At 32.5% G+C, this 24,977-nt stretch carries 25 protein-coding genes; 11 read left to right on the forward strand and 14 right to left on the reverse strand.

The genetic code is table 11. The features are described from left to right. Nucleotides 1-19: 19 nt before the first annotated feature. The 7 genes from BLT80_RS07245 to BLT80_RS07275 all read right to left on the reverse strand — a co-directional run bounded on the left by BLT80_RS07245 (nucleotide 20) and on the right by BLT80_RS07275 (nucleotide 7,124). Entirely contained in the window at nucleotides 20-451 is a 432-nt protein-coding gene (locus BLT80_RS07245) for a Spy/CpxP family protein refolding chaperone (protein ID WP_139181029.1), read from the reverse strand. Between the two features lie 7 nt (nucleotides 452-458). Next, nucleotides 459-962: a hypothetical protein gene (locus tag BLT80_RS07250; protein ID WP_092466960.1), complete on the reverse strand. Its 504-nt coding sequence runs from the start codon at nucleotides 960-962 to the stop codon at nucleotides 459-461. 71 nt (nucleotides 963-1,033) lie between these two features. Continuing rightward, nucleotides 1,034-1,576 carry an RNA polymerase sigma factor gene (locus BLT80_RS07255; RefSeq protein ID WP_092466961.1) on the reverse strand — a complete coding sequence of 181 codons (543 nt, stop codon included), beginning with the start codon at nucleotides 1,574-1,576 and terminating at the stop codon, nucleotides 1,034-1,036. Between the two features lie 385 nt (nucleotides 1,577-1,961). Next, entirely contained in the window at nucleotides 1,962-3,788 is a 1,827-nt protein-coding gene (locus tag BLT80_RS07260; protein WP_092466962.1) for an ABC transporter ATP-binding protein, read from the reverse strand. 3 nt (nucleotides 3,789-3,791) lie between these two features. Beyond that, the gene (locus tag BLT80_RS07265) at nucleotides 3,792-5,519 is read right to left on the reverse strand and encodes a phospho-sugar mutase (protein WP_175455564.1); all 1,728 of its coding nucleotides are present in this window, start codon (nucleotides 5,517-5,519) and stop codon (nucleotides 3,792-3,794) included. 76 nt (nucleotides 5,520-5,595) lie between these two features. Next, nucleotides 5,596-6,546: a glycosyltransferase family 2 protein gene (locus BLT80_RS07270; RefSeq protein ID WP_092466963.1), complete on the reverse strand. Its 951-nt coding sequence runs from the start codon at nucleotides 6,544-6,546 to the stop codon at nucleotides 5,596-5,598. Nucleotides 6,547-6,590: 44 nt separating this feature from the next. After that, nucleotides 6,591-7,124: a DUF4199 domain-containing protein gene (locus tag BLT80_RS07275; protein ID WP_092466964.1), complete on the reverse strand. Its 534-nt coding sequence runs from the start codon at nucleotides 7,122-7,124 to the stop codon at nucleotides 6,591-6,593. A gap of 159 nt (nucleotides 7,125-7,283) precedes the next feature. Between BLT80_RS07275 and BLT80_RS07280 the strand changes: the two genes are divergently transcribed. From BLT80_RS07280 to BLT80_RS07290, 3 genes are all read left to right on the forward strand, one after another. Further along, the gene (locus BLT80_RS07280) at nucleotides 7,284-7,535 is read left to right on the forward strand and encodes a type B 50S ribosomal protein L31 (protein WP_092467308.1); all 252 of its coding nucleotides are present in this window, start codon (nucleotides 7,284-7,286) and stop codon (nucleotides 7,533-7,535) included. A gap of 148 nt (nucleotides 7,536-7,683) precedes the next feature. Then, nucleotides 7,684-8,859 (forward strand): GlmU family protein, encoded by a 1,176-nt coding sequence (locus BLT80_RS07285; RefSeq protein ID WP_092466965.1) that lies wholly within the window; start codon nucleotides 7,684-7,686, stop codon nucleotides 8,857-8,859. A 4-nt stretch (nucleotides 8,860-8,863) separates the two neighbouring features. After that, nucleotides 8,864-9,775, forward strand: coding sequence for a TolB family protein (locus tag BLT80_RS07290; protein ID WP_092466966.1), 912 nt, complete (start codon nucleotides 8,864-8,866; stop codon nucleotides 9,773-9,775). Nucleotides 9,776-9,784: 9 nt separating this feature from the next. On the opposite strand, the gene BLT80_RS07295 is transcribed toward BLT80_RS07290, so the two are convergent. Then, nucleotides 9,785-11,434, reverse strand: coding sequence for an ABC transporter substrate-binding protein (locus tag BLT80_RS07295; RefSeq protein WP_092466967.1), 1,650 nt, complete (start codon nucleotides 11,432-11,434; stop codon nucleotides 9,785-9,787). A gap of 45 nt (nucleotides 11,435-11,479) precedes the next feature. Here BLT80_RS07295 and mtaB point away from each other — a divergent pair, with 45 nt between their 5' ends. Together mtaB and BLT80_RS07305 are read left to right on the forward strand one after the other, a co-directional pair. Beyond that, complete coding sequence (gene mtaB, locus BLT80_RS07300) at nucleotides 11,480-12,814, forward strand: tRNA (N(6)-L-threonylcarbamoyladenosine(37)-C(2))-methylthiotransferase MtaB (RefSeq protein ID WP_092466968.1); 1,335 nt, start codon at nucleotides 11,480-11,482, stop codon at nucleotides 12,812-12,814. 85 nt (nucleotides 12,815-12,899) lie between these two features. Beyond that, a complete protein-coding gene (locus BLT80_RS07305) occupies nucleotides 12,900-13,403 on the forward strand; it encodes a hypothetical protein (RefSeq protein WP_139181030.1) in 504 nt (167 codons plus the stop codon). A 74-nt stretch (nucleotides 13,404-13,477) separates the two neighbouring features. Here the strand turns inward: BLT80_RS07305 and BLT80_RS07310 are convergent, their stop codons facing one another. Continuing rightward, a complete protein-coding gene (locus BLT80_RS07310; RefSeq protein WP_092466970.1) occupies nucleotides 13,478-13,774 on the reverse strand; it encodes an N-acetyltransferase in 297 nt (98 codons plus the stop codon). 162 nt (nucleotides 13,775-13,936) lie between these two features. Here BLT80_RS07310 and BLT80_RS07315 point away from each other — a divergent pair, with 162 nt between their 5' ends. The 3 genes from BLT80_RS07315 to cls all read left to right on the forward strand — a co-directional run bounded on the left by BLT80_RS07315 (nucleotide 13,937) and on the right by cls (nucleotide 17,142). Next, nucleotides 13,937-14,599 (forward strand): alpha/beta hydrolase, encoded by a 663-nt coding sequence (locus BLT80_RS07315; protein WP_092466971.1) that lies wholly within the window; start codon nucleotides 13,937-13,939, stop codon nucleotides 14,597-14,599. 137 nt (nucleotides 14,600-14,736) lie between these two features. Beyond that, nucleotides 14,737-15,690 (forward strand): lytic transglycosylase domain-containing protein, encoded by a 954-nt coding sequence (locus BLT80_RS07320; RefSeq protein ID WP_092466972.1) that lies wholly within the window; start codon nucleotides 14,737-14,739, stop codon nucleotides 15,688-15,690. Nucleotides 15,691-15,693: 3 nt separating this feature from the next. Then, on the forward strand, nucleotides 15,694-17,142 hold the full coding sequence (gene cls, locus BLT80_RS07325) for a cardiolipin synthase (protein ID WP_245710171.1): 1,449 nt from the start codon (nucleotides 15,694-15,696) through the stop codon (nucleotides 17,140-17,142). 3 nt (nucleotides 17,143-17,145) lie between these two features. Here the strand turns inward: cls and BLT80_RS07330 are convergent, their stop codons facing one another. Then, nucleotides 17,146-17,724, reverse strand: coding sequence for a tetratricopeptide repeat protein (locus BLT80_RS07330; RefSeq protein WP_092466974.1), 579 nt, complete (start codon nucleotides 17,722-17,724; stop codon nucleotides 17,146-17,148). Between the two features lie 171 nt (nucleotides 17,725-17,895). On the opposite strand from BLT80_RS07330, the gene rpmH reads away from it, so the two are divergent. The 3 genes from rpmH (at nucleotide 17,896) to BLT80_RS07345 (ending at nucleotide 21,561) form a co-directional block, all read left to right on the forward strand. Continuing rightward, nucleotides 17,896-18,057, forward strand: coding sequence for a 50S ribosomal protein L34 (gene rpmH / locus BLT80_RS07335; protein ID WP_091426250.1), 162 nt, complete (start codon nucleotides 17,896-17,898; stop codon nucleotides 18,055-18,057). Between the two features lie 130 nt (nucleotides 18,058-18,187). Beyond that, nucleotides 18,188-21,043, forward strand: coding sequence for a carbamoyl-phosphate synthase large subunit (carB, locus tag BLT80_RS07340; protein ID WP_092466975.1), 2,856 nt, complete (start codon nucleotides 18,188-18,190; stop codon nucleotides 21,041-21,043). 167 nt (nucleotides 21,044-21,210) lie between these two features. After that, entirely contained in the window at nucleotides 21,211-21,561 is a 351-nt protein-coding gene (locus tag BLT80_RS07345) for a T9SS type A sorting domain-containing protein (protein WP_139181031.1), read from the forward strand. 49 nt (nucleotides 21,562-21,610) lie between these two features. Here BLT80_RS07345 and BLT80_RS07350 read toward each other — a convergent pair whose 3' ends face one another. The 4 genes from BLT80_RS07350 to rmuC form a co-directional block, all read right to left on the reverse strand. Beyond that, complete coding sequence (locus tag BLT80_RS07350) at nucleotides 21,611-22,150, reverse strand: acyl-CoA thioesterase (RefSeq protein WP_092466977.1); 540 nt, start codon at nucleotides 22,148-22,150, stop codon at nucleotides 21,611-21,613. Next, on the reverse strand, nucleotides 22,143-22,859 hold the full coding sequence (locus BLT80_RS07355) for a DUF3307 domain-containing protein (RefSeq protein WP_092466978.1): 717 nt from the start codon (nucleotides 22,857-22,859) through the stop codon (nucleotides 22,143-22,145). Before BLT80_RS07355 ends, BLT80_RS07350 begins: the two co-directional genes overlap by 8 nt. Continuing rightward, nucleotides 22,856-23,467 carry an HMG-box domain-containing protein gene (locus tag BLT80_RS07360; protein WP_092466979.1) on the reverse strand — a complete coding sequence of 204 codons (612 nt, stop codon included), beginning with the start codon at nucleotides 23,465-23,467 and terminating at the stop codon, nucleotides 22,856-22,858. The genes BLT80_RS07355 and BLT80_RS07360 overlap by 4 nt, the downstream gene beginning before the upstream one ends. Before the next feature lie 102 nt (nucleotides 23,468-23,569). Further along, complete coding sequence (gene rmuC, locus BLT80_RS07365; RefSeq protein WP_092466980.1) at nucleotides 23,570-24,958, reverse strand: DNA recombination protein RmuC; 1,389 nt, start codon at nucleotides 24,956-24,958, stop codon at nucleotides 23,570-23,572. Between the last annotated feature and the right edge of the window lie 19 nt (nucleotides 24,959-24,977).

Raw genomic sequence — 24,977 nt, forward strand, 5'->3', positions numbered from 1 at the left:
TATTGCTTTTTAGAGCACACTATTCTTTAGAGTGGCGTTTTTTGTATTCGTCAAATATTTTTTGTCTAAACGATCGCTCTGCCTGATATAGTTTTATTATTTTTTTTGCGGGTAAAATTTCGAATAACTCATTAAGCATTTTAGAATGTAACTCTACTTTCCGTTTTTCCATTTTTTCCATGGCTAACAAAAGTGATTTTGCTTCGCTTTCAGATAGTTCTTCTGGCTTTTTATCCTTTCTTCTATTTGTAGAACTTTCTCTTAATTCGTTTTCGGCATCTTCATTGGCATTGTAAATGGGCCAAAATTTCTGTGCTTCAGTTTCAGTTAAGTCCAATTGCTCAGTAATATGGGCAATTTTCAAAGCTTTAATTTTTTCTCTATCATATTTTTGCGCAAATATACTCGCAGAAATAAACAAAGTAAGTATGAGTGTGTGTATGGTTTTCATAATCTTTTTATTCAAAAATTAGGTCTTCTGTTTCGATGTTCTCAAAGTATTGATCGAGTGTTTCGTCTGAAATATTTATATCTATAAAATCGGTTACCGAAATATCATCGGATTTAAGCAACGTGGCCAAATCGTCATTACTGTAATCTTCCTGAAATAAATAACTTTCAAGAATTTCGGTTTCTAAATTGTCTATAGTTATATTATCATTGTTAAATACTAAACTAAATAATAGTACAATACTTGCTGCAATACCAGAAAAATAGTAAAATGTACTTTTTGGTTTTAACCTGATAACCGGTTTTTCTGGTTTATCTTGAAGTTTTTCTAAAATTGTATGTTCAACAGCATCAAAATAATTTTCAGGAACAGTGAAACCTGAAGTTTCTGAAGCTTTAATGACTTCTTTTTCATTTAAGCGTTCAAATAAATTAGCTTCAAACGACTCAAAGTAATTATCTGGTGTTTTAAAACCTGAAGATGTAACGTTATGTAAATTATTTTTTTTCATGCTTATTTTTCGGTATATCCGAAATCATTTAAACTGTATATACTAATAAGACTCCAAATTATTAAAATGGTTTAATCTGAAGTTAAAATGGCTTCAATTTTTTTAGCTGCAATATGATAGGAGGCTTTTAAAGCACCTTCACTTGTTTCTAAAATATCTGCCATATCTTTATATTTTAAATCATCAAAATAGCGCATATTAAACACTAATTGCTGTTTTTCTGGTAACGTAGCTATGGCTTTCTGTAATTTTAGTTGAATGTCATCGCCTTCAAAATAAACATCTGCTTGTAAATTGTTAATCGCTCTTGTTTGATGCTCTTCGTTAGAAATCTGTAAGCGTTTTGCATTTTTGTTTATAAGCGTAATAGATTCGTTTGTTGCTATTCTATATAACCAAGAAAACAATTGACTCTCTCCTTTAAAATTATCGATGCTACGATACACCTTTATAAATGTATTCTGAAGCGCATCATCTGCATCATTATGGTTAATTACAATTTTACGAATATGCCAATACAAACGTTCCTTATAGAGTTGTAATAATTCTCTATATGCCGCTTCTTTTGTTAAAGGATTTTTTAAACGCGTTATAAATTCCGCTTCGTTAACCAATTGATAGTATTTGTAATTAAGACTCTGAAAATTAGTAAAAGTTTAATTAGGTTTTTTTATTAAACGTAATGCTTTTTGTAATTATTGACAATCAGTGCTTTATAACCTGTAAATTCGATTAAATACAAAAATCAACGATAAAATGCATGTTTTTCTTGTTTGAGAGTTTTATTTATTATATGTTTGTTTTAAGCTTAACCTATTAAACGTTATCAGTTCCCCAAATCTGGTAACAATAGAGAAGGATGTATTTGATTATACATCCTTTTTTATTGTTTGAAAAAAATAAGATTATTAAAGTTTTGAGTGACTAACTTAGTTGAGGTTTATTTTATAATAAAGAACTAGGTTGCATTTTCATTAAATGATCTAAAAAAGTCAAAGTTTACTCAAAGCTTTGCATATCAACAAGCTTTTTATAAACTCCATTTTTAGCAATCAATGCTGCGTGTGTACCTTGTTCTGCAATTTCTCCTTTTTGCATCACCACAATTTGGTCTGCATTCTGAATAGTAGAAAGTCTATGTGCAATGACAATAGAAGTTCTATTTTTCATCATGTTTTCCAAAGCATCTTGCACTAATTTTTCACTTTCAGTATCTAAAGCTGAGGTGGCTTCATCTAAAATCATTATTGGTGAATTCTTAAGTACTGCTCTGGCAATGTTGATACGTTGTTTTTGTCCACCAGAAATTTTACCACCAGAATCTCCAATATTAGTATGGATATCTTGAGGTAAGTCTTTAACAAATTCCCAAGCATTTGCGATTTTTAAAGCTTCAATAATTTCATCATCATTAGCGTCTTCTTTTCCGACTCTTAGATTATTTGCTACAGTATCATTAAATAATATAGAATCTTGGTTCACTAAGCCTAAGAAACCTCGTAAAGATTTCTTAGAAAGATTCTTAATATTCTCACCATCAATTGAAATTTGACCTTCGTTTACATCGTAAAAGCGAGTTACGAGATTAGCGATAGTACTTTTACCACTTCCAGATTGACCAACAAGAGCTACAGATTTTCCTTTAGGAATTGTTAAGCTGAAGTTCTTTAAAACATAGTGATCTTCGTATTTGAAGGAAATGTTTTCAATTGTAATTTCCGTTTCAAAATTTTGCTTTTCGATTGGGTTTTCAATTTCTCTAATGTCATTCTCTGTTTCTAAAAACTCGAGAATTCTATTGGCGGCACCATCACCACGTTTTACACTATAACTTGCTTTGGCAATTGCTTTAGCAGGCGTAAGAATGTTATAAGCTAAGGTTATATACCCAACAAAGAAACTGGCATCCATAGTTTTATCTACAAAGACCAGATAACCTCCATAAACGAGTAACACACCAATAACAATAATTCCTAATAGTTCGCTTAGAGGTGATGCTAAGTTTTGTCTATTGAGTAATTTGTTAGAATACTTATAATAACGAGCATTACTGTCTTCAAATTTTCCAGCAAACATCTTTTCTACGTTAAAGGCTTTAATAATTCTTAAACCTCCCATAGTTTCTTCTAAAACAGATAAAAAGACTCCTTGTTCTTTTTGAACTTTTAACGACCCTTTCTTTAAAGATTTACCGATTTTAGAGATAATAAAACCTGAAATAGGAATAAATACAAGTACAAATAAGGTAAGTTTAGGACTAAGTATAAGCATTGTAATTAACGAAAACAATATGGTAAGAGGCTCTCTTACAATCATTTCTAGTATAGCAAGGAATGAATTTCTAACCTCATTTACATCGGCACTTACTCTAGAAATGGTATCTCCTTTTGACTTTTCAGAATAAAAAGCCAATGGTAGTGTTACAATCTTGTCGTATAACTTATTTCTGATATCTTTTAATACTCCATTCCTTAAAAATGTAATGAAATACATGGCGAGATAATTTGAAATGTTTTTAAGTAAGAACATACTTATGATAACACCAACCATCATCATTAGGACTTTAAAGTCACCATATTTTTCAATATTGTCGACTATAAAATAATTAAGATAATCTTCACCGTAATTCTGCAATTCTAACCAACCTTGCCAAACAGGTTTGTCAGTAGCTTCGCGTTGATCACTAAAAATAACTTTAAATACCGGTATTAAAGCAACAAATGAAAGCGTGCTAAAAAGGGCATATAAGATGTTAAAAAAAATGTTTAAATACGCATACTTCTTGTAAGGTAGTGCAAAAGGTATGAGTTTTTTTATATAATTCATCTACTATAAATTCATGTCTGCTAAAATCGCATTAATTCTATCGTCCAACAATTGCTCCGTTGTCGCAAAGTCTGACGAATTGTCTAATTGTGCGTTTACGCTGATGTAGAATTTTATTTTTGGTTCCGTTCCACTAGGTCGTAGTGCAATTTTACTTCCATTTTCAGTGTAGTAAATTAATACGTTAGATTTCGGGATGTCTATAGCTGTTTCTTCGTTAGATTGAAGGTTTTTAGAAATAGACAATTGGTAATCTTCAATTAAGACTACTTTTTCACCATTGATTTCTTTTAAAGGATTATTTCGAGCATCAACCATCATTTGTTTAATTTCTTGTGCTCCTTCGATGCCTTTTTTAGTTAAGGACACTAAATGTTCTTTAAAGAAACCATGCTCAACGTACAAATCAATTAATTCTTGATATAATGTTTTACCATTTGCTTTTGCCTGTGCCGCAATTTCGCAAGCTAAAAGGGTAGAAGTTACTGCATCCTTATCGCGTACAAAATCACCAACCATAAATCCAAAGCTTTCTTCACCACCACCAATAAAATCCAGCTGTGGGAAGTCTTTGATCATTTTAGCAATCCATTTGAATCCTGTTAATCCAATTTTAGATTCAACATTATATGCATTACCTAAAACGGTCATCATTGGAGTCGATACAATTGTAGATGCTATAAATTGATTGTCATTAATTTTACCTTCTTTTTTCCATTGTTTTAAGAGAAAGTTCGTCATTAAAACCATAGCTTGATTCCCATTAAGAATTACCAATTCATTGTCTAAGTTTCTAACGACAACACCTAAACGGTCACAATCAGGGTCTGTACCTATAACGATATCTCCATCTACTTTTTCTGCCAATTCCATAGCCATTTTTAAAGCCGCAGGCTCTTCCGGGTTTGGAGATACTACCGTTGGAAAATCTCCATTAGGAACACGTTGTTCTTCAACAATATGAACATTAGAATAACCAGCACGTTTAAAAGTTTCAGGAATCGCCGTTATAGACGTCCCGTGTAATGAAGTAAATACAATATTTAAATTTTCTTTGGCAGCTTTAGGCGTATCAAAACTACCATTACTAACACAGGCGTCAATAAAAACATCATCAACGTCTTTTCCTATATATTGAATTAAATCAGAATTGGCTTCAAACTTAATTTCAGAATAATCTAAACGATTTATTTCAGCTATTACAGCTGAATCTTGAGGCGGGACTAATTGACCTCCATCTTGCCAGTAAACTTTATATCCGTTGTATTCTGGTGGATTGTGAGATGCTGTTAATACAATACCACAATGACAGTTTAAATGTTTTAAGGCGAATGATAATTCTGGTGTTGGTCTTAATTCTTCAAACAAAAACACTTTAATTCCATTGGCTGAAAATACATCAGCTACAAGCTTTCCGAATGATTGGCTATTATGTCTACAATCGTAAGCAATTGCAACTTTTATATCCTCATTAGGAAACGATTCTTTTAAATAATTACTTAAACCTTGTGTGTTTTTTCCTAAGGTATACTTATTGATTCGGTTAGTACCCAATCCCATAATTCCGCGCATTCCACCAGTTCCAAATTCAAGATCTTTATAAAAACTTTCCTCTAATTCTTTAGGATTAGAAGCTATCATGTTTTTAATTTCCTTTTGAGAGTCTTCATCAAAAGTTGGTGTTAGCCAAGAATTTACACGTTCTAAAATTTCTGGTTTAATATGTATCATGGGTAAAATGGATTTATTAACAAAAATAAACAATTCAATATTTTAATATGTCTTGTAGTGCAACAAAATTGTCTTATTACGACAGATTCAAATTTTCTTTTATAAAATAACGCTGTTGCTGTCGGTTGGATCGTAGAATAAGCTCCCCTAAAAAGCCTGCGATAAATAATTGCGAACCAATAATCATAGTTGAAAGCGCAATGTAGAATTGTGGTCGGTCTGTAATGAGACGTCCTGTTGGATTTAAAAAGAGCTTATCAATTCCTAAATAAAAAGAAAAACAAAAACCAATAAAAAACATGATGACGCCAAGTGCACCAAATAAGTGCATTGGTCTTTTACCAAAGTGAGATACAAACCAAATGGTGATGAGATCTAAAAAACCATTGACAAAACGGTTCATTCCAAATTTAGTATGCCCATATTTACGAGCTTGGTGCTGTACTACTTTTTCTCCAATATGAGTGAACCCTGCGTTTTTTGCGAGGACAGGGATGTAGCGATGCATTTCGCCATACACATCAATATGTTTTACAACGGTATTGCTATAGGCTTTTAAGCCGCAGTTAAAATCATTCAAGGTAACACCAGACGTACGTCTTGCTGCCCAATTGAATAATTTTGAAGGTAAATTTTTAGAAAAATAAGAATCGTAACGCTTCTTTTTCCAGCCAGAAACCAAATCAAAACCATCACTTTTTATCATTTTAAAGAGTTCTGGGATTTCTTCAGGATTATCTTGTAAGTCGGCATCCATTGTAATGACGACATCTCCTTCAGCTTTAGCAAAACCAGCATGTAAAGCTTGAGATTTTCCAAAGTTTTTAAGAAATTTAATGCCTTTTACTTTGGGATTAATTTCACCAAGTTCAGAAATTATTTGCCACGATTTATCAGTGCTACCGTCGTCTATAAAAAGAATTTCATAAGAAAACTGATTGGATAGCATCACTGAAACTATCCAATCGTGTAATTCTTTTAAAGAGTCGCGTTCGTTAAGTAGTGGAATTACTACTGATATATCCATATGATTTTAGTCTAATTTCTAGTCTCCAAAAATAAAGAAATTATTTAAGCTGCGTCCGGATCATTTTTTTTAGTAGCTGCAGCAACAATAAGACCAATAATACTAAAGCCTACAAGTTGATATGCAATAGACTTTATCGTGTTTCCTAAAGAGAAGAAACTTTCTTCTTTTTGTATTTGTTCCATGGCTTCATCAATTGATGATTGTGGTGCACCAAATCTTTCCATCATTGCTAACTGATTATCTATGATTTTTTGCTGGAGAATACTAGCAGCTTCCGCGTCAACGATATTAAAAATAATAAAGCCTACAAGAGCAGGAATTGCAACTCCAACAAGAATTGTTATAAAAAAAGCTGTAAAAGCATTTTTAAAACTAATAAAGCCTCCTAATAATTTTTTAGCTTTAATTGCAGATACAATTCCAAAAATTATAACTAAAAACATTTGACCAATTCCAAACCACCATTCCGTAAATAAATCAAGATAAACAGCATAGCCAATTATAGTGAAAGATGATAGTATAAGTGCTAAATACAGTCCGTAATTAAGCGCCGAAGATTTCAAAGATTTATCCATAATTTATTATAAGTTTTTGGTTAATTAATCAGTTAGTATCCAAAGTTACATAAATGTTACATACTTTTACTAAATAAAATTTACCAAAAAGATTGTGGATTTATAAAAAATGGTTAAATTTGCACCTCGAAAAATCGAATACATTTAAAGCATTTAGTGATGAAAGCAGGAATACATCCAGAAAATTATAGAGTAGTAGCATTTAAAGATATGTCTAATGAAGAGGTATATTTAACTAAGTCTACAGCAGATACAAGTGAGACTATCGATGTAGATGGTACTGAATATCCATTAGTAAAATTGGAAATTTCTAGAACATCTCATCCTTTCTACACAGGTAAATCTAAATTAGTAGATACAGCTGGTCGTATTGACAAGTTCAAAAACAAATACGCAAAGTTTAAAAAATAAACTTCGCTTACCAATACAAATAAAAGCCTTTCTGTTATCAGAAAGGCTTTTTTATTTTCAGCAATTAAGTTATTTTTGATGTCATAATTGAGTTGGATTTTAGAACGATAATCTTCTTAGTGCCAACTTCAAACTTTAAAATTTCACCATGAACTACATATTATTTGACGGCCCTTATCGTAATAATCTTTTACCATTTACATTTACAAGACCCGTTGCAGACCTAAGAGTTGGTATTTTAACCATACGCCAAAAATGGGAATCGTATATAGAATACACAACGACAACGGTTACCGAAGATTACTTGTCAGATAAGTATCCTATGGTAGAAATGGAAAATAACATTATGATCAATGCTTCTTTTTTACCAAATATGGAAGTTGCAGAGGTTGTAAAAAACTTAAGCGAAAATCAAGCTTTATTTAAAGGTGAAGATGTCATTGCATTTTATATTAAAGAAGGCGAGGAAGTTAATGACTTTTCAACGTTTGAAGCTATAGAGTTTGAAGGTGATCTTTTAAAAATTGAACATACGTGGGATATTTTTGCACTAAATGGTGAGGCAATCATCGAGGATTTTAATCTAATTACTAAGGATAGAGATTCGCAACCAATTCCTGCGACAATTAATACCATCAATCCTGAAAATATTTTTATCGAAAAAGGAGCTACCTTAAATTTCGCGACTTTAAATGCGAGTTCTGGACCAATCTATATTGGTAGAGATGCTGAAGTTATGGAAGGTTCTCTTGTAAGAGGTCCTTTTGCGTTATGTCATAATGCGACGTTAAAAATGGCTAGTAAGATTTATGGACCAACAACTGTAGGACCACACAGTAAAGTTGGAGGAGAAGTTAGTAATTCTGTGATTTTCGGATTTTCGAACAAAGGGCATGATGGCTTTTTAGGGAATTCAGTTATCGGAGAGTGGTGTAATCTGGGTGCAGATACGAATACTAGTAATTTAAAAAATAATTACGCAGAAGTTAGACTTTGGGATTACCAAACAGAAGGCTTTGCCAGAACTGGCCTGCAATTTTGTGGATTAATGATGGGAGATCATAGTAAGTGTGGTATTAATACTATGTTTAATACAGGTACCGTTGTTGGTGTTAGTGCTAATATCTTTGGAAGTGGTTTTCCGAGAAACTTTGTACCAAGTTTTTCTTGGGGCGGAAGCAAAGGTTTTGTGACTTATAAAACAGACAAGGCGTTTGAAGTTGCAGAAGTAGTGATGGGTAGACGCAAAGAGGAATTTACAGAAATAGACAAAGCAATTTTAAATCATATTTTCGAAGAATCAAAGCAATATAGAAAAGACTAAAGTCATGTTAAAGCTCAAATTTACCTTACTTTTTTTATTTTTTATAAGTTTCGGATTTTCACAAGAGATTGAAGTTAAAAAACTTGAAATTAACACCAAACTAGATCATTTTGCAGCTAGAGTTGTAAATGATAAAGTATTTTTTAGCTCTAATCTTGTCACAAAAAGAGGGAGAGCAATATCAGATCACTTCTCTCAAGAACTCTTTGGAGTATATTCGGGTACAGTTGGTAACAATGGTGAGATAAAGGATGCCGAAATGATAAAGAAAACAGAATATGGTCAGTTTAATATGTCTGTTACAACCCACTCTAGAGATGGGAAATATATGTACTTCACCGGCAATCATAGTAAAAAGGGAGAGGATAAGTTAAAGGATGAAAAAGTTTATAATCTTTTAATTACAAGAGCTGAATATGTTGAAGATGAAGGGTGGACAAACTTTGTAGATTTACCATTTTGTGATCCTGCATTTAATTATGCTCATCCGGCCTTATCTCCAGATGGTTCAACCTTGTATTTTATTGCAGATGTTGAAGGCACAAAGGGGAAATCAGATTTATATAAAGTTTCAGTGTCTGACCATAAAAGTTATGGTGAAGTCACAAAATTATCTGATAGTATTAATTCTTCTCGTACAGAGCTTTATCCTTTTGTAAGCACAGATAACAAACTTTACTTTTCTTCTGATAGAAAAGGTGGAAAAGGTTCTTTAGATGTGTATTCTTATGATTTAGAGAATGATGATCCTGAACAAATTGCAGTGTCTTTAGATGAGCCTATTAATAGTATTGGTGATGATTTTTCATTCTTCCTCAATGATGATTTATCTACAGGGTATTTATCGTCGCGACGCCTTAGAGGTGAGGGCAGAGATGATTTGTATTATTTTTCAGGATTTAAGAGCAAAAATTAATTGGCATCTTTAATTTTTGAGTTCACTTTTTTTAACAGATTTCAGTTCCAATAAATTAGTCGCATTAATACCCAAACCAGTGACATTCTTTCTCGTAAATCTAACGACTTCATCATAAAACATCGGCACTACTGGTGCAGAAGCCATAAGTAAAGAATCCATTTTAGTATACAGTTCTATACGTTTGTTATAATCCGTTTCTAAATACGCAGCTTCATACATGTCATCGAATGCATCATTCTTAAAATGCGTGTAATTAGGACCGTTCGGAGCAAAGTTTTTGCTGTAGTATAAGGATAAATAGTTTTCAGCATCAGGATAATCGGCAATCCAACTCGCTCTGAAAAAATCGACCTGTCCATTAGCTTTAGCATCTTTCAAACTTGATGGCGGAATAACATCAATAGAAACCATTAGGCCTGTTTTTTGGAGCTCTCGTTGAATAAATTCGCAAAAACTTAAATAATTACTTGTAGTCGTTAATGTAATTTCAGGATTTTTAATTCCTGTTTCTGCTTTAAATTCGGACACCAATTGCTTAGCCAAATCGGGTTGATAGTTAAAACCAATTGTAGCATCAAAACCAGGTAAACCTTTGGGAATAAAACCACCATTTGCAGGAATTCCGATACCATTTCTCAAATACATCATCATTTTATTGCGATCAAAACCTACATTAATCGCTTTTCGCAGTTTTAAAGATTGAATAGTACTAACCTCACTTTCCATAAAAAAGGCTAGATATTCGGTGTTGAGATAGGGACCACGAATCATATTCACATCAGCTGTATAATTCGATTTTAATTGCCCGACGGTAGTTAAAATTTCATCTTTATAAGAGCCGTCTAAACCCGATACAAAATCAATGTTACCCTGCGCAAACTGAAGAAATTCACTTTGCTTATCTGGTAAAAAAGTAATAGCAACCGCTTCAAGATATGGTAACTGTTGGTTAAGAGAATCGGTTTCAAAATAATTATTATTTCTTCTGAATACTAATTTTAAATTTTCTTCCCAACGTTTAAATTTAAAAGGGCCAGTTCCAATGGGGTGAGATCTAAAATCATTCCCATAATGTTCCACAATTTCCTTTGGCACCACAGAACAATATTTCATGGTTAACAAGCCTAAAAACGCAGGAAAAGCTTGTTTCAGTTTAATTTGAAATGTAGAATCGTTTATAGCAGAAAAGTCTTCAACCTTATTTAAAACCCAACTTCCTGGTGACGCAATCGCTTTATTTCTTAAACGGTTAAAGCTATATTCAAAATCAGATGCCGTTACTAGCCTTGTAGAATCTTGGTTGCTGAGCGAAGTCTTAGTCCCAAATAATTCATGTTTATGAAAAAACACATCATCTCTAAGTGTAAATGTGTAGGTTTTTGCACTATCGGTAATTGACCAATGTTTAGCAATAGAAGGTTTTACATTGAGTTCGTCGTCCATCTGCACCAATCCATTAAATAACTGATTTGTAGCCCAAATGTCGGCTAAGTCTTTAGAAAATGCCGGATCTAAAGAGCCTATGTTTTTATGTTCGTTATATCTAAATACAAGATGGTCTAATGGCGCGCTTTCTTTTGAAGTACAAGAAAATGTCATTAAAAATAAGACTCCAAAAAGTAAACTATTGAATAAGAATCGTACGAGCTTTAGCATATAAGTTATATGTTGTAAATTTGCCAACTTGGTAAAAGTACAAGAATGAATCCAACAAAAAAAGTCGCATTTTATACATTAGGTTGTAAACTGAATTTTTCAGAAACATCTACAATCGCAAGAGGTTTTGCAGATGAAGGTTTTGATCGTGTAGATTTTAAGGAAACAGCAGATATTTATGTCATAAATACCTGTTCGGTAACCGAAAATGCAGACAAGCGTTTTAAAACCATTGTAAAGCAAGCTCAAAAAAGCAATCCAGACGCTTTTGTTGCGGCTATTGGTTGTTACGCACAGTTGAAACCAAAAGAGTTAGCAGATGTACACGGTGTAGATTTGGTTTTGGGAGCCACAGAGAAATTCAAGATTACAGATTACTTAAATGACTTAACTAAAAACGATTTTGGCGAAGTGCATTCTTGCGAAATAGAAGAAGCAGATTTCTATGTTGGTAGTTATTCTATTGGCGATAGAACTAGAGCCTTTCTTAAAGTACAAGATGGTTGTGATTATAAATGTACCTATTGCACAATTCCATTGGCTAGAGGGATTTCTCGTAGTGATACCATGACTAATGTTTTGAAGAATGCTAAAGAAATTTCAGAACAAGGTATCAAAGAAATTGTATTAACAGGAGTTAATATCGGTGACTATGGTAAAGGCGAATTCGGGAATAAAAAACACGAGCATACTTTTTTAGATTTGGTTAAAGAGTTAGATCAGGTTGAAGGTATTGAGCGTTTAAGAATTTCATCTATAGAACCCAATTTATTGAAAAATGAAATCATTGATTTGGTTTCAAATTCACGAGCATTTGTTCCTCATTTTCATATACCGTTACAAAGCGGAAGTAATGAAATTTTAAAAAAGATGAAACGTCGCTACATGAAGGAATTGTATGTAGATAGAGTTTCAAAAATAAATGAAGTGATGCCTCACGCTTGTATTGGTGTGGATGTTATCGTTGGATTTCCTGGTGAAACAGACGAATTGTTTTTAGAAACATATAACTTTTTAAGTTCATTAGATATTTCATATTTACACGTGTTTCAATATTCAGAACGCGATAATACAGAAGCTGCAAAAATGCCGAATGTCGTTTCTAAGGCAAAAAGAGTAAAACGCAGTAAAATGTTAAGAGGTTTATCTGCTAAAAAACGTCGTGCATTTTATGAGAATCAATTAGATACAGATCGCATTGTGTTGTTTGAAAGTGAAAACAAAGAAGGGTATATTCATGGGTTTACAGAAAACTATGTAAAAGTTAAAGCACCTTGGAATCCTGAATTGGTAAATACACTAGAAAAAGTGAGATTGACGAAAATTGATGACGATGGTTTGGTGCGATTTGAATTTCAAGAAGATTTGGCATTAAACTAGTCGAATTTTTATGGTTTTAATAACATGTATTTTCCTATAAATAAGTTATTTCGTTTTATATTTGATTCTAATTAAGGATTGTACATTGAAAAAAATAGTATTAGCTTCACTACTTATTGTTTTATTGGGGTCTATGATGTCTTGTTCAGATAAAAGTGAGCATGATGTTATTGGAGTTTGGTTATTAACGACGCGAACCATTGATCTTCCGTTTGATGTAAACCAAGATGGTGTCTCTAATACGAATCTTGTAGCAGAAATAGATTGTAATAAAACAGAAACACTAACATTTGAAAATAATGGAACCGTATCTTCTGGTAATGAATTTTCTAATCCGCTAAAGTATTATAAAGAAGAGGGTACAAATGTGTACAGAATTATTTCGGACTGTAATACGGAAGGTATTATTAGTTTCGCTTCAGAGTTTGAAATCACAGAAGAAAGTACAATTAAAATTTATGATAGAGTATATGTAATCAGTGGAGACACGTTAACGACTATCTATGAAAATTCGATAAAAATTTATAACGAGGATTTTACAGAAGTTATAGAAACGAAAGATTTAAAATTGATTTATACGAAACAGTAATAATCTCAATTTTGGATATAAAAAAAACCGAAACTTTTAAAGTTTCGGTTTTTTTTATAATTTGTTTTCAGAAGTTATATTCTAATTCCTACAGGAAGCATACGCTTATATTTTCTGTTACGTCTCACAAACTTCGCTATTTCAGGGCTTGTTGGTACCACGCTAATGTTTCGTTCTTTAATATTAGAAAAAACTAAATCAATAAACTCTAATTCAAATTCTTCTGTCCTAATAGTATCAGGAATAACCATTTTTGTTAAGAATATCTTCCTTTCTTGTAAAGAATATTCAATAATTGCCATTTCGTTTTCAACATTTAATTCAAATTGACGCAAGAAGTCATTGTCAATTAATTCAGCAGTTTCTGTCATAATTTCTTTTTATTAAATTCAGCGGTTGGCAGTGTAGATACTATATTTTATATAGTTTTGCTGTGCAAAGGTACAAAAAATCAACGAATGTTTTAGGTTGTCGGTGTTAAAACCTTAAATTGTAATTAATTAAGACGACCCAATAAAAAAGTTTTAAGACCTATGAACAGTAACTTAACACATGTTTATTTAATGCCAGGTATGGCTGCGAACCCAACTATATTTGAGCATATCAAATTACCAGAGGAAGATTATGAAATTCATTGGTTAGAGTGGCAAATTCCCGATATTAACGAAACACTTAATGCCTACGCACAGCGTATGTGTAAATTTATAGAGCATGATAATATCGTTTTATTGGGTGTCTCTTTTGGTGGTATTTTGGTTCAGGAAATGAGTAAGTTTTTAAACTTAAAAAAATTAATAGTCGTCTCTAGCGTTAAGTCTCATCACGAACTTCCTAAACGATTAAAGTTGCTTAAAGTTACTAAAGCTTATAAAATTCTTCCTACCCAGTTAATAAGTAACGTAGATTTACTAGCTAAATATGCTTTTGGAGAAACGGTAAAAAAACGTGTAGATTTATACAAAAAGTATCTTTCAGTAAGTGATAAGACCTATTTGGATTGGGCCATAAAGCAAGTGGTTTGTTGGGATCAAGAAGAACCAAATCCAGATGCGGTTTATATTCACGGTGATAATGATGCCATTTTTCCACATTCTTGTGGAGGCAATTGCACCGTAGTTAAAGGCGGAACCCACATTATGGTCATTAGTAAGTATAAATGGTTTAACGAAAATTTACCAAAACTTATTGAAGCCTGAACTTGAATTCTGTTCTTAGATTGATTACATTTATAAAAAAGAAAAATGATGAAAGCTTATATTAAAAACGCTGTTATTCAAAGGAATGAATAATTGTGAACGATATATGGCATTCAATTAACTTAAAATTAAAACACATGAAAATCATAAAAAATAGTTTAGCACTAATAGGTGTGATTTGTATATCAGGCTTATTTATTTTTTCAATGCAAAAGTCGCCAGATGAAATAGCGATACCAGATCATTTAATAGGAAAAGAAGATCCCATTGTAAATAGTTATAATGTGTACGCCTTAGAAATGCCAGAAAATTTAAACTTTGCAGGTGAAGCTGTACCAGTTAATGATCCTGATATTTATGAACGTATGGACAGAGAATTGTTAGTAAATACCTATTGGCAATCTAATGGACTTTTAATGTTTAAACGTGCTCAAAAGTATTTTCCAATAATAGAACCTATTTTGAAGAAAAATGGAGTGCCAGATGATTTTAAATACTTAGCTGTTATTGAAAGTGGATTAGTTCAGACTGCAAAATCACCAGCAGGAGCAAGTGGTGTTTGGCAAATTATGTCAGCAACAGCAAAAGAAAATGGTTTAGAGGTGAACTCTAACGTCGATGAACGTTATAATTTAGAAAAAGCGACTGAAGTGGCTTGCGATTATTTAAAGAAGGCAAAAGAAAGCTTAGGGTCTTGGACGAAGGCAGCTGCAGCGTATAATGCTGGGAATTATGGTGTGTCGAGACGATTAAAAGAACAAGATGTTGCGGGTTACTACGATTTGCTATTAGGAGAAGAAACTGGTCGTTATGTGTTTAGAATTGTAGCTTTAAAGGAAATACTTTCTAACCCAGACAAATATGGATTTAACTTCAATAAATCGCATTTATATAAAGAAGTACCAACGTATAAGGTTCAAGTAGATACTGCGGTAGCTGATTTTGCCGGATTTGCAAAGAAATTCGGAATTAACTACAAAATTCTAAAACTTCATAATCCTTGGTTAAGAGAGCCACATTTAAATAATAGTTCCAGAAAATCGTACTCTATAGAAATTCCTAAGGAAGGGTATTACAATACCAATCCATAAATTTTGGAGTTTTTTAAAAACCATATTTGGCAGATTTTAATTGTCCTCAATTATACGGTTGCACTATCTGCTGTACTTACTATTTTACTTAAAAAGGTAAATCCAACAAAGGCTTTAAGTTATATTATTGGTCTTTTGGCTTTACCTTTTTTAGGTTTATTGATTTATTATCTTTTTGGACAAGAATACCGAAAGAATAAAATATTCTCTAGGAAGCAGGTTCTAAATCAGTCGACGATTAAAAGGATTCAAAATGAATTAGAACTTGATGCCAAGGAGATTAATGTGGTTGACGATTTACTCGATCAAAAATCGAAAGTGATTCCTTTGTTATATAATAATGAAAAATCTAAACTGACTATTAATAATGATATAAAGCTTATTAAAAATGGTGACGAAAAGTTCAAATTATTATTTAAGGATATTGAAGACGCAGAACATCACATCCATCTTGAATATTTTATAATTAAAGATGATAAAATAGGAACTGAACTTCTTAATTTATTATGTAAAAAAGCAAGTGAAGGTCTCGAAATTAGAATAGCTATAGATGATGTTGGAAGTTCTATAACATCTAAGATGAAACGGAAGTTAAAGGATTGTGGAATAGAAATGTATCCCTTTATGCCTGTTCGATTTTCAAATTCCACAGGGAAGATGAACTATCGCGATCATCGTAAGATTGTTGTAATAGATGGAAAGATAGGGTATGTTGGTGGTGTTAATGTTTCGGACGCTTATGTTAATGCTAATAATGATAGGTATTGGAGAGATACTCATGTTCGAATCGTTGGGGAAGCTGTAAAACAACTTCAAATATTATTCTTTACAACGTGGGATTTTGTTAGTGGAGATGAATTAAAAATTTCAAAAGCGTATTTTCCAGAACATAATTGTAAAGAAAACATACCGCTTCAAATTGCTGCAAGTGGTCCAGATACAGATTGGTCTAATATTATGGAGGCTATTTTTGTAGCGATTACAAATGCTGATGACCATGTTTATATTACAACACCATATTTTATTCCGAATAGCGAAATCGTAACTGCACTTCAAGTTTTAGCACGAAGTAATAAAGAAGTTAAGATTATTGTACCTAAAACTTCAGATTCTTGGATAGCAGAATATGCTACTAATTCTTATTTAGAAATGCTTTTAGAAGCTGGAGTGGAGGTGTATCAATACACAAAAGGATTTATTCATGCAAAAACAATGGTTGTAGATGGTGTGTTTTGTACTGTAGGCACAACCAATATGGATTATAGAAGTTTCAATATTAATTTTGAAGTCAATGCTTTAATCTACAATAAGAACATAAGCAGTGAGCTAACAGAATTCTTTAATGATGACTTAAAACATTGTGAAAAGCTACAACTAAAATCTTGGCAAGCCCGTTCTAAACGCACAAAACTTATAGAAGCGGTTGCGCGTCTTATGGCTCCTATCTTATAAAGTTTATCGTCTACTTCTTCGGTTTTGTCTCGCAGATGTTGGCTGACCGTATTGCTGTTTAGGCATAGATGCTTTTTTCATTTGCTCTTTCATCATCTTAATTTGCTCAGCAAGCATATCTCTTTTATCTAGTTTTTGAGCCTCAGCTAATAATTTTTGAGCTTCTGGTTTTCTGCGTTTAGAAAAAGCAATTCCAGCTAAATTCAATTTAGCCATAGCTAAATCGTGGTCCATTGATAAGCCTAAATCGATTGCTTTTTTAAAATAACCTTCAGCTTCATTCATATTAGTTTGAGATACCATAATACCATTAAGGTAGTTTAAATACCCTTGTTGTTTTTTAACTAAAGCACCTTCTGGGTTCTTTATTTTGTCTAACCATTTTTTTGCACCAACAAAATCTTGTTTCCTAAGTTTTAAAAATGCTAGTAAAATCATTTCATTCTTAAAGTAAAGAAAAATGAATATCGTAGAAAGTAAGAGGTACATAATACCATTACCAATGTAACCTTCAGTGAATTGATAGATACCATAACCAATAATTAAAGCGGCGATGACTAATTTTATATTTTTATTAAACATATTTCTGTGTATTTTTGCAGAGCGCAAAGATAATAAAATCTAAGAGTTTAAATTCTAAACAAAATTTTTCTTTTGCTTCTTGCTAAAGTAAAAACTTGTTGTATATTTGCACGCAGTTTTGAGAGACCTCTCAATATCAAAAAGATTATTAGTTTATAAAATATATAAGACATGCCAAAAAGAACGTTTCAACCGTCAAAAAGAAAAAGAAGAAACAAACACGGTTTCAGAGAAAGAATGGCTTCTGTTAACGGAAGAAAAGTTTTAGCACGTAGAAGAGCTAAAGGAAGAAAAAAATTGTCTGTATCTACAGAAACAAGACATAAAAAATAATGATTAACAATTGTTAATATATTAGGGCGTTACTTAGGTGTAACGCCTTTTTTTGTATCCTATTCTTAACTATTTTTGCACAGCCAAAATTAATAACGTTTATACATTACAACATCAAACACTCAATCTCATGCCTAAAAATAATAACATAAAATCAGTTTTACTAATCGGTTCAGGTCCTATCGTTATTGGGCAAGCCTGTGAATTTGATTATTCGGGTACTCAAGCATTACGCTCATTACGAGAAGATGGAATTGAAACTATATTAATCAATTCTAACCCTGCAACAATAATGACAGATCCAACAATGGCGGATCATGTGTATTTGTTGCCTTTAAATACCAAATCTTTAGTTCAAATTTTAAAAGATCACCCGCAGATTGATGCTGTATTACCAACGATGGGTGGGCAAACCGCTTTGAATTTATGTATTGAAGCTGATGAAAAAGGAATTTGGAAAGATTTTAATGTAGATATTATCGGTGTAGATATCGATGCTATTAATATTACTGAAGATAGAGAGCAGTTTAGAGAGTTAATGTTGAAGATAGGTGTTGGTATGGCACCTCAAGCAACAGCAACGTCTTACCTTAAAGGAAAGGAAATTGCACAAGAATTTGGTTTCCCTTTAGTTATTAGAGCATCCTATACATTAGGTGGTGAAGGGGCTTCTTTTGTCTATAAAGAAGAAGACTTTGACGAAATGCTAACGCGTGGTTTGGAAGTTTCTCCAATTCACGAAGTCATGATAGATAAAGCCTTAATCGGCTGGAAAGAATACGAATTAGAATTACTACGCGATAAAAATGACAATGTTGTTATTATCTGTACGATTGAAAATATGGACCCGATGGGAATTCATACGGGGGACTCTATAACTTTAGCGCCAGCAATGACGTTATCTGATAAGACATTTCAGAAAATGCGAGATATGGCAATCCATATGATGCGAAGTATTGGTGATTTTGCTGGTGGTTGTAATGTGCAATTTGCAGTGAGTCCAGATGATGAAGAGGAAATTATTGCGATTGAAATTAACCCACGAGTATCACGTTCATCAGCATTAGCGAGTAAAGCAACGGGGTATCCTATTGCTAAAATTGCATCGAAATTAGCCATTGGTTATAATTTGGATGAATTAGATAACCAGATTACAAAATCGACTTCAGCGTTATTTGAACCTACTTTAGATTACGTCGTAGTAAAGATTCCACGTTGGAATTTTGATAAATTCGAAGGCTCAGACCGTACACTAGGATTACAAATGAAATCGGTAGGTGAGGTTATGGCAATTGGCCGCTCGTTTCAAGAAGCACTTCATAAAGCCACACAATCTTTAGAGATTAAACGTAATGGTTTAGGTGCAGATGGTAAAGGTTACAAGGATTATGACACCATTATTGAAAAATTAACTTACGCTAGTTGGGATCGTGTATTTGTGATTTATGATGCTATTGCAATCGGAATTCCATTAAGTCGTATTCACGAAATCACAAAGATTGACATGTGGTTTTTAAAACAATATGAAGAGTTATTTCAGATTGAAAGAGAGATTTCTACTTTTAAAATAGATTCTATTCAACGTGATTTACTACTCGAAGCAAAGCAAAAAGGCTACGGAGATAGACAAATAGCACACATGTTAGGGTGTTTAGAAAGTGAAGTTCATAAAAAACGAATGGATCTTAACATCAATCGTGTATTTAAATTGGTAGATACCTGTGCTGCGGAATTTAAAGCACTAACACCATATTATTATTCAACATTTGAAAGTGAAGTAGAGAAGCCAGACGGAACACGTTATGTTCAAAATGAAAGTATTGTTTCAGATAAAAAGAAAATTATTGTTTTAGGATCTGGTCCAAATAGAATTGGTCAAGGTATTGAGTTTGACTATTGTTGTGTGCATGGTGTTTTAGCAGCTTCTGAATGTGGTTACGAAACCATAATGATTAACTGTAACCCTGAAACGGTGTCGACTGATTTTGATATTGCGGACAAATTATATTTCGAACCTGTATTTTGGGAACACATTTATGATATCATTCAGCATGAAAAACCAGAAGGTGTTATTGTTCAATTAGGTGGTCAAACAGCATTAAAATTGGCAGAGAAGCTAGAAAAATGGGGAATTAAGATTATGGGAACCAGCTTTAAATCACTCGATTTAGCTGAAGACAGAGGAAGTTTTTCAAATATATTAAAAGAAAATAATATTCCTTATCCAGAATTTGATGTGGCTGAATCAGCAGATGAAGCCTTAGCCATTGCAGATGTATTGGACTTTCCAATATTAGTAAGACCGTCTTATGTATTAGGTGGACAAGGGATGAAAATTGTGATTAATAAACAAGAGTTAGAATCTCATGTTATCGATTTATTAAAATCGATTCCTGGTAACAAATTGTTGTTAGATCATTATTTAGATGGAGCAATAGAAGCAGAGGCTGATGCGATTTGTGATGCCGATGGTAATGTTCATATCATAGGTATTATGGAGCATATAGAACCTTGTGGTATTCATTCTGGAGATAGTAATGCATTATTACCTGCTTTCAATTTAGGAGATTTGGTAATGCAGCAAATTATAGATCATACACATACCATTGCAAGAGCGTTACATACCGTTGGTTTAATTAATATTCAATTTGCTATACAAGATGATGTTGTTTATATCATTGAAGCGAATCCTAGAGCATCACGTACGGTTCCTTTTATCGCAAAAGCGTATAAAGAACCTTATGTAAATTATGCAACAAAAGTAATGTTAGGTGCCAAAAAAGTAACTGATTTTAATTTTAATCCACAGCTTGAAGGATACGCTATTAAGCAACCTGTATTTTCATTTAATAAGTTTCCTAATGTGAATAAACAATTGGGGCCAGAAATGAAAAGTACAGGAGAAAGTATCCTGTTTATAGAGAATTTGAAGGATGATCAGTTTTATGATTTATATGCAAGAAGAAAAATGTATTTAAGTAAATAGTGGCATAGTTTTCGATGAACTGTTATTGTTATTCACTAATAATTACTAACTTAGCATTAACTAATGCCCTACTTATATGAAACATCCATGACAAAAAATAAAGTCACCCAAATTAAATTTGATATGGATGTAACATGTGACGGTTGGAAATCGATAAATTCAAACACATGAAACTAAAATTACTTTTTATACTATTTTTTATAGCAGCATACTCATTTGCTCAGCCTTCTGCAACTCAAATTGATAATAAGGGAACAGGCCTAAATGTAATTGAAATTCAAAGTAATGAATTTACAATTGCGCCTAATCCGGCTAAGAATAAACTTAATATTAAGTTGCAAAATACGAGTGAAGATTTAAAATTGGAAGTCTTTGATGTCTTAGGAAAACGAATTTACAAAGGTCTAATTACGAAGTTAGAATCATCAATTGATGTTTCTAATTGGAAGAGTGGAGTTTATTTAGTCAGAATATCTGATGATACGGAAACGCAAACTAAACGCTTTATAAAGCAGTAAAATAACAATAACATAAAAAAAAGCTAGTTCATTTTTGAACTAGCTTTTTTTATTTAAAGTCAACTTGTACTTTGTAATCCTTTAATTTTTCTAAATGTAGGTCTAAATTTTTATAGAGATTTTCTAAATCCATACTGCGTTTAGTATCACTTTCTTGTCTAATTATGGATTTAATAAAGCGTTTCGCTGCTAATTTATTAGTTAAAATAAGACCAGGAACCGAAACTTTATTTCCATCTTCATCAACTGCGACCATTATAAAATAAGACGAATTGCAATGTTTCTTTTCGCCGGTTCTAATGTTTTCAGATTCTACTCTTATCCCTACAACCATAGACGAATTACCAACGTAATTAACCGACGCTTTCATGGTTACTAATTCTCCCACTTCAATTGGATTTAAGAAGTTTACTTTATTAACGGATGCTGTGACACAATAGCTGCGAGAATGTTTTGATGCACAAGCAAAAGCCACGTTATCCATTAGACTTAAAATATAACCTCCGTGGATTTTTCCACCAAAATTGGCATTAGATGGTTTCATTAATTCGGATATCTGTATTCTAGAATCTTCAGTGGGTCTAAACATGTTTTATAAGAGTTAAGTATAGCAAACTAGTCATTATAGCAATGCCAAAACTGATTAATGTACCTATTAAAATGTATTCGGTGAGTTTTCGTTCCTTAGAGGCGGTAAGGTCTCCAAACCTAAAAACGGATTTAGCTGTTATTAAAAAACCTACGGCTTCCCAATGGCCAAGTACAATAAAGACAAATACTAAAAGGCGTTCTAAAACACCAATATAGGTGCCTGCATCTTTTAAGGATTCGTTGTCTTTGGTTAGTTTTGAAATGTTCCATTTAGAAAAAATGATTTTCATTATTATGGATGTAGGCTTGGTTAAAAAGGCCACGCAAATTACCAAAAGTAGGAGCTGAGCATCTAAGATTATGGAGAAGTCAAAATCATCAACATATAGTAGTGCTGTTAACCCAACAATTGAAATAATATGAAATACCTGATCCAATAAAAAATATAAGCGTTTTGTTTTTTTACGTTGAAGAATAAGCTTTAAGCCATCGATAATTAGGTGTAACAAACCAATACCTAATATTAATGGAGTATAGGATAAATCCCAAACGAATACAAACATTAAGGCCAGATGAACCGCAACATGTACATACAACCAAACTGATTTTAGTTTTTTCTTTTCTTTATGTTTTACCCATTTTAAAGGTTGAAGAAAGAAATCACCAATGAGGTGCGCCAAAAAGAGTTTTAAAATGAGTAGTATCATAATTGGTTTATTTTCTGTCTATATAAATCATCTAATTCTAAAATTTCATCTAAATACGCTCGTTTTTGGCGTTTGCTTACGGCATCTTGACTTATACCAATGAGCTTAGCAAGGTCAGATTGAATCATATTTGGATGTTCTATGCTGAGTTTCATAATTTCTGCAGAGTTTACCGTCCAATTATCCATGGCAATTAAAGCAAGTTTAAAGTAAAGATTAAACTCAGTATTTATTACGTCGCTGTTGGTCTTAAGTTTTAAGTTGACTTTCTCTTTTTTTAAGGTTTCAAGAGTTTCACCAGAATATATAAAAGCTTCACCGTTAGATTCGCTTACCGTTTTACCTTGATACGTTTTGTCTCCGATACCAATAGCAAGCCGCACATCTAAACCTTTTATCGTTTTAATACATGCTTTTAAATATACAGCATTTTTAAAACTGTTGAGCGCGTCACTACATTCAATTTGAAAACTATCTCCTCTGTAGATTTCGTAGTCAGAAGTACGCGTAGATAGCGTGCTTAAAGTCGTTTTTAAGGTGTCTAACCATAAACTTTGACTCGTTGCTTCTCTAGATTTTATAATATCACCAGTAATTATACTTGTCATATATTCTTATATTATACTCAAATATATGCCTTTAAAACGGAATAATCTAATTTATGCCTTTATTATGGCATATTTACGGTTATGCCTTTAAATGGGACTATTTTATAAATCATCTTCGGTAGCGCGTTTTATAATACTTTCCGGAAGTGATTTCTTAGCTTTAGCTCCCATTTTTTTAATCTTTTCGACACGAGAAATAAGATTACCTTTTCCGTCCACCAATTTATTCATAGCAGAAGAATAGTCACTTTTAGCAGCATCAATCTTTTTGCCGACGCCAGTTAAATCAATGACCAAGCCTTCAAATTTATCGTAGAGTGCACCAGCTTGCTTCGCAATTTCTAAAGCATTTTGTTGCTGCTTTTCGTTATTCCACATGGAATCTATAGTACGCAAGGTTGCTAGTAGGGTAGAAGGAGTAACAATTACTATGTTTTGTTCAAAAGCTTTATTATATAATGAATTGTCTTCATTTATGGCAACTGCAAAAGCAGGTTCAATAGGAATAAACATTAAAACGAAATCAGGAGATTCAATATCATATAAATCTTGATAATTTTTCGCAGAAAGTTGATCGACGTGTTTTTTAATAGAATTCACATGCGCTTTTAAAAACAATGGGCGTTGGTCGTCTTCAGCATTTACAAACTGCTCGTAAGCAGTTAAGGACACTTTAGAATCGATGATCATTTTTTTAGAATCCGGTAGATGTAATACCACATCTGGCATCACACGAGAACCATCCTCGCGCTGAAAGTTTTGTTGTACAAAATACTCTCTATCTTTCTCAAGTCCAGATTTTTCTAAGACACGCTCTAAGACTAATTCGCCCCAATTTCCTTGCGTTTTACTATCACCTTTTAACGCTCTAGTAAGATTTGTGGCTTCTTTAGCCATGATTTGGTTAAGGTCTTTAAGCCCTACTAATTGCTCTTTTAAAGCCGAGTGCATACTGATACTTTCCTTTTGTGTATCATCAACTTTTTTCTCGAAGAGTTGTATTTTTTCTTGTAAAGGATTTAAGATATTTTTGATGTTCTCTTTATTCTGAAGTGTGAATTTTTCAGATTTTTCATCTAAAATCTTAGAAGCCATTAATTCAAAATCCTTACGCAATTGCTCTTGTTGTAAGACGAGTTCTTCGTCGCGTTTTAAGTTTGCTTTTTCAAGATTCTCGTATTCTGAATTACGTCTAGAAAGTTCTGTGTTTAAAAAGTCTTTTTCTCGTCTAATCGCTTCACGTTCAATTTCAATTTTAGAAATCGTCTCTTTTAATTCCGTTAATTGTTGGGTGAAATATTGATTCTGTTTTTGGTTTTCAGTTTCAGAATAGGTTTTAAATTCATTGAATTGTTGTTGCAAATTAGCATTACGCTCTTCTAAAGTGCTTTTGTCACTTTTACTCTTTAATTGCGAAAATTTGAGACCAATAAATGCACCGATACCTGCGGAAATAATAATAGCTAAAAATAGAATTAGTGAGTCGTTCATAGTTTGAATTATGTATTGG

Origin of the sequence: Winogradskyella thalassocola, from assembly GCF_900099995.1 — a bacterium.
In the GTDB taxonomy this organism is placed as follows: domain Bacteria; phylum Bacteroidota; class Bacteroidia; order Flavobacteriales; family Flavobacteriaceae; genus Winogradskyella; species Winogradskyella thalassocola.

Bases quoted from the DNA above. Each gene is read 5' to 3' on its own strand.
- BLT80_RS07315 (WP_092466971.1), top strand. From the start codon at position 13,937: ATGAACAGTAACTTAACACATGTTTATTTAATGCCAGGTATGGCTGCG.
- BLT80_RS07270 (WP_092466963.1), bottom strand. From the start codon at position 6,546: ATGGATATATCAGTAGTAATTCCACTACTTAACGAACGCGACTCTTTA.
- rpmH (WP_091426250.1), top strand. From the start codon at position 17,896: ATGCCAAAAAGAACGTTTCAACCGTCAAAAAGAAAAAGAAGAAACAAA.
- BLT80_RS07355 (WP_092466978.1), bottom strand. From the start codon at position 22,859: ATGATACTACTCATTTTAAAACTCTTTTTGGCGCACCTCATTGGTGAT.
- mtaB (WP_092466968.1), top strand. From the start codon at position 11,480: ATGAATCCAACAAAAAAAGTCGCATTTTATACATTAGGTTGTAAACTG.
- BLT80_RS07310 (WP_092466970.1), bottom strand. From the start codon at position 13,774: ATGACAGAAACTGCTGAATTAATTGACAATGACTTCTTGCGTCAATTT.
- BLT80_RS07280 (WP_092467308.1), top strand. From the start codon at position 7,284: ATGAAAGCAGGAATACATCCAGAAAATTATAGAGTAGTAGCATTTAAA.
- BLT80_RS07275 (WP_092466964.1), bottom strand. From the start codon at position 7,124: ATGGATAAATCTTTGAAATCTTCGGCGCTTAATTACGGACTGTATTTA.
- BLT80_RS07290 (WP_092466966.1), top strand. From the start codon at position 8,864: ATGTTAAAGCTCAAATTTACCTTACTTTTTTTATTTTTTATAAGTTTC.
- carB (WP_092466975.1), top strand. From the start codon at position 18,188: ATGCCTAAAAATAATAACATAAAATCAGTTTTACTAATCGGTTCAGGT.
- BLT80_RS07330 (WP_092466974.1), bottom strand. From the start codon at position 17,724: ATGTTTAATAAAAATATAAAATTAGTCATCGCCGCTTTAATTATTGGT.
- BLT80_RS07360 (WP_092466979.1), bottom strand. From the start codon at position 23,467: ATGACAAGTATAATTACTGGTGATATTATAAAATCTAGAGAAGCAACG.
- BLT80_RS07320 (WP_092466972.1), top strand. From the start codon at position 14,737: ATGAAAATCATAAAAAATAGTTTAGCACTAATAGGTGTGATTTGTATA.
- BLT80_RS07295 (WP_092466967.1), bottom strand. From the start codon at position 11,434: ATGCTAAAGCTCGTACGATTCTTATTCAATAGTTTACTTTTTGGAGTC.
- rmuC (WP_092466980.1), bottom strand. From the start codon at position 24,958: ATGAACGACTCACTAATTCTATTTTTAGCTATTATTATTTCCGCAGGT.
- BLT80_RS07265 (WP_175455564.1), bottom strand. From the start codon at position 5,519: ATGATACATATTAAACCAGAAATTTTAGAACGTGTAAATTCTTGGCTA.
- BLT80_RS07260 (WP_092466962.1), bottom strand. From the start codon at position 3,788: ATGAATTATATAAAAAAACTCATACCTTTTGCACTACCTTACAAGAAG.
- BLT80_RS07285 (WP_092466965.1), top strand. From the start codon at position 7,684: ATGAACTACATATTATTTGACGGCCCTTATCGTAATAATCTTTTACCA.
- BLT80_RS07250 (WP_092466960.1), bottom strand. From the start codon at position 962: ATGAAAAAAAATAATTTACATAACGTTACATCTTCAGGTTTTAAAACA.
- BLT80_RS07345 (WP_139181031.1), top strand. From the start codon at position 21,211: ATGAAACTAAAATTACTTTTTATACTATTTTTTATAGCAGCATACTCA.
- BLT80_RS07350 (WP_092466977.1), bottom strand. From the start codon at position 22,150: ATGTTTAGACCCACTGAAGATTCTAGAATACAGATATCCGAATTAATG.
- BLT80_RS07245 (WP_139181029.1), bottom strand. From the start codon at position 451: ATGAAAACCATACACACACTCATACTTACTTTGTTTATTTCTGCGAGT.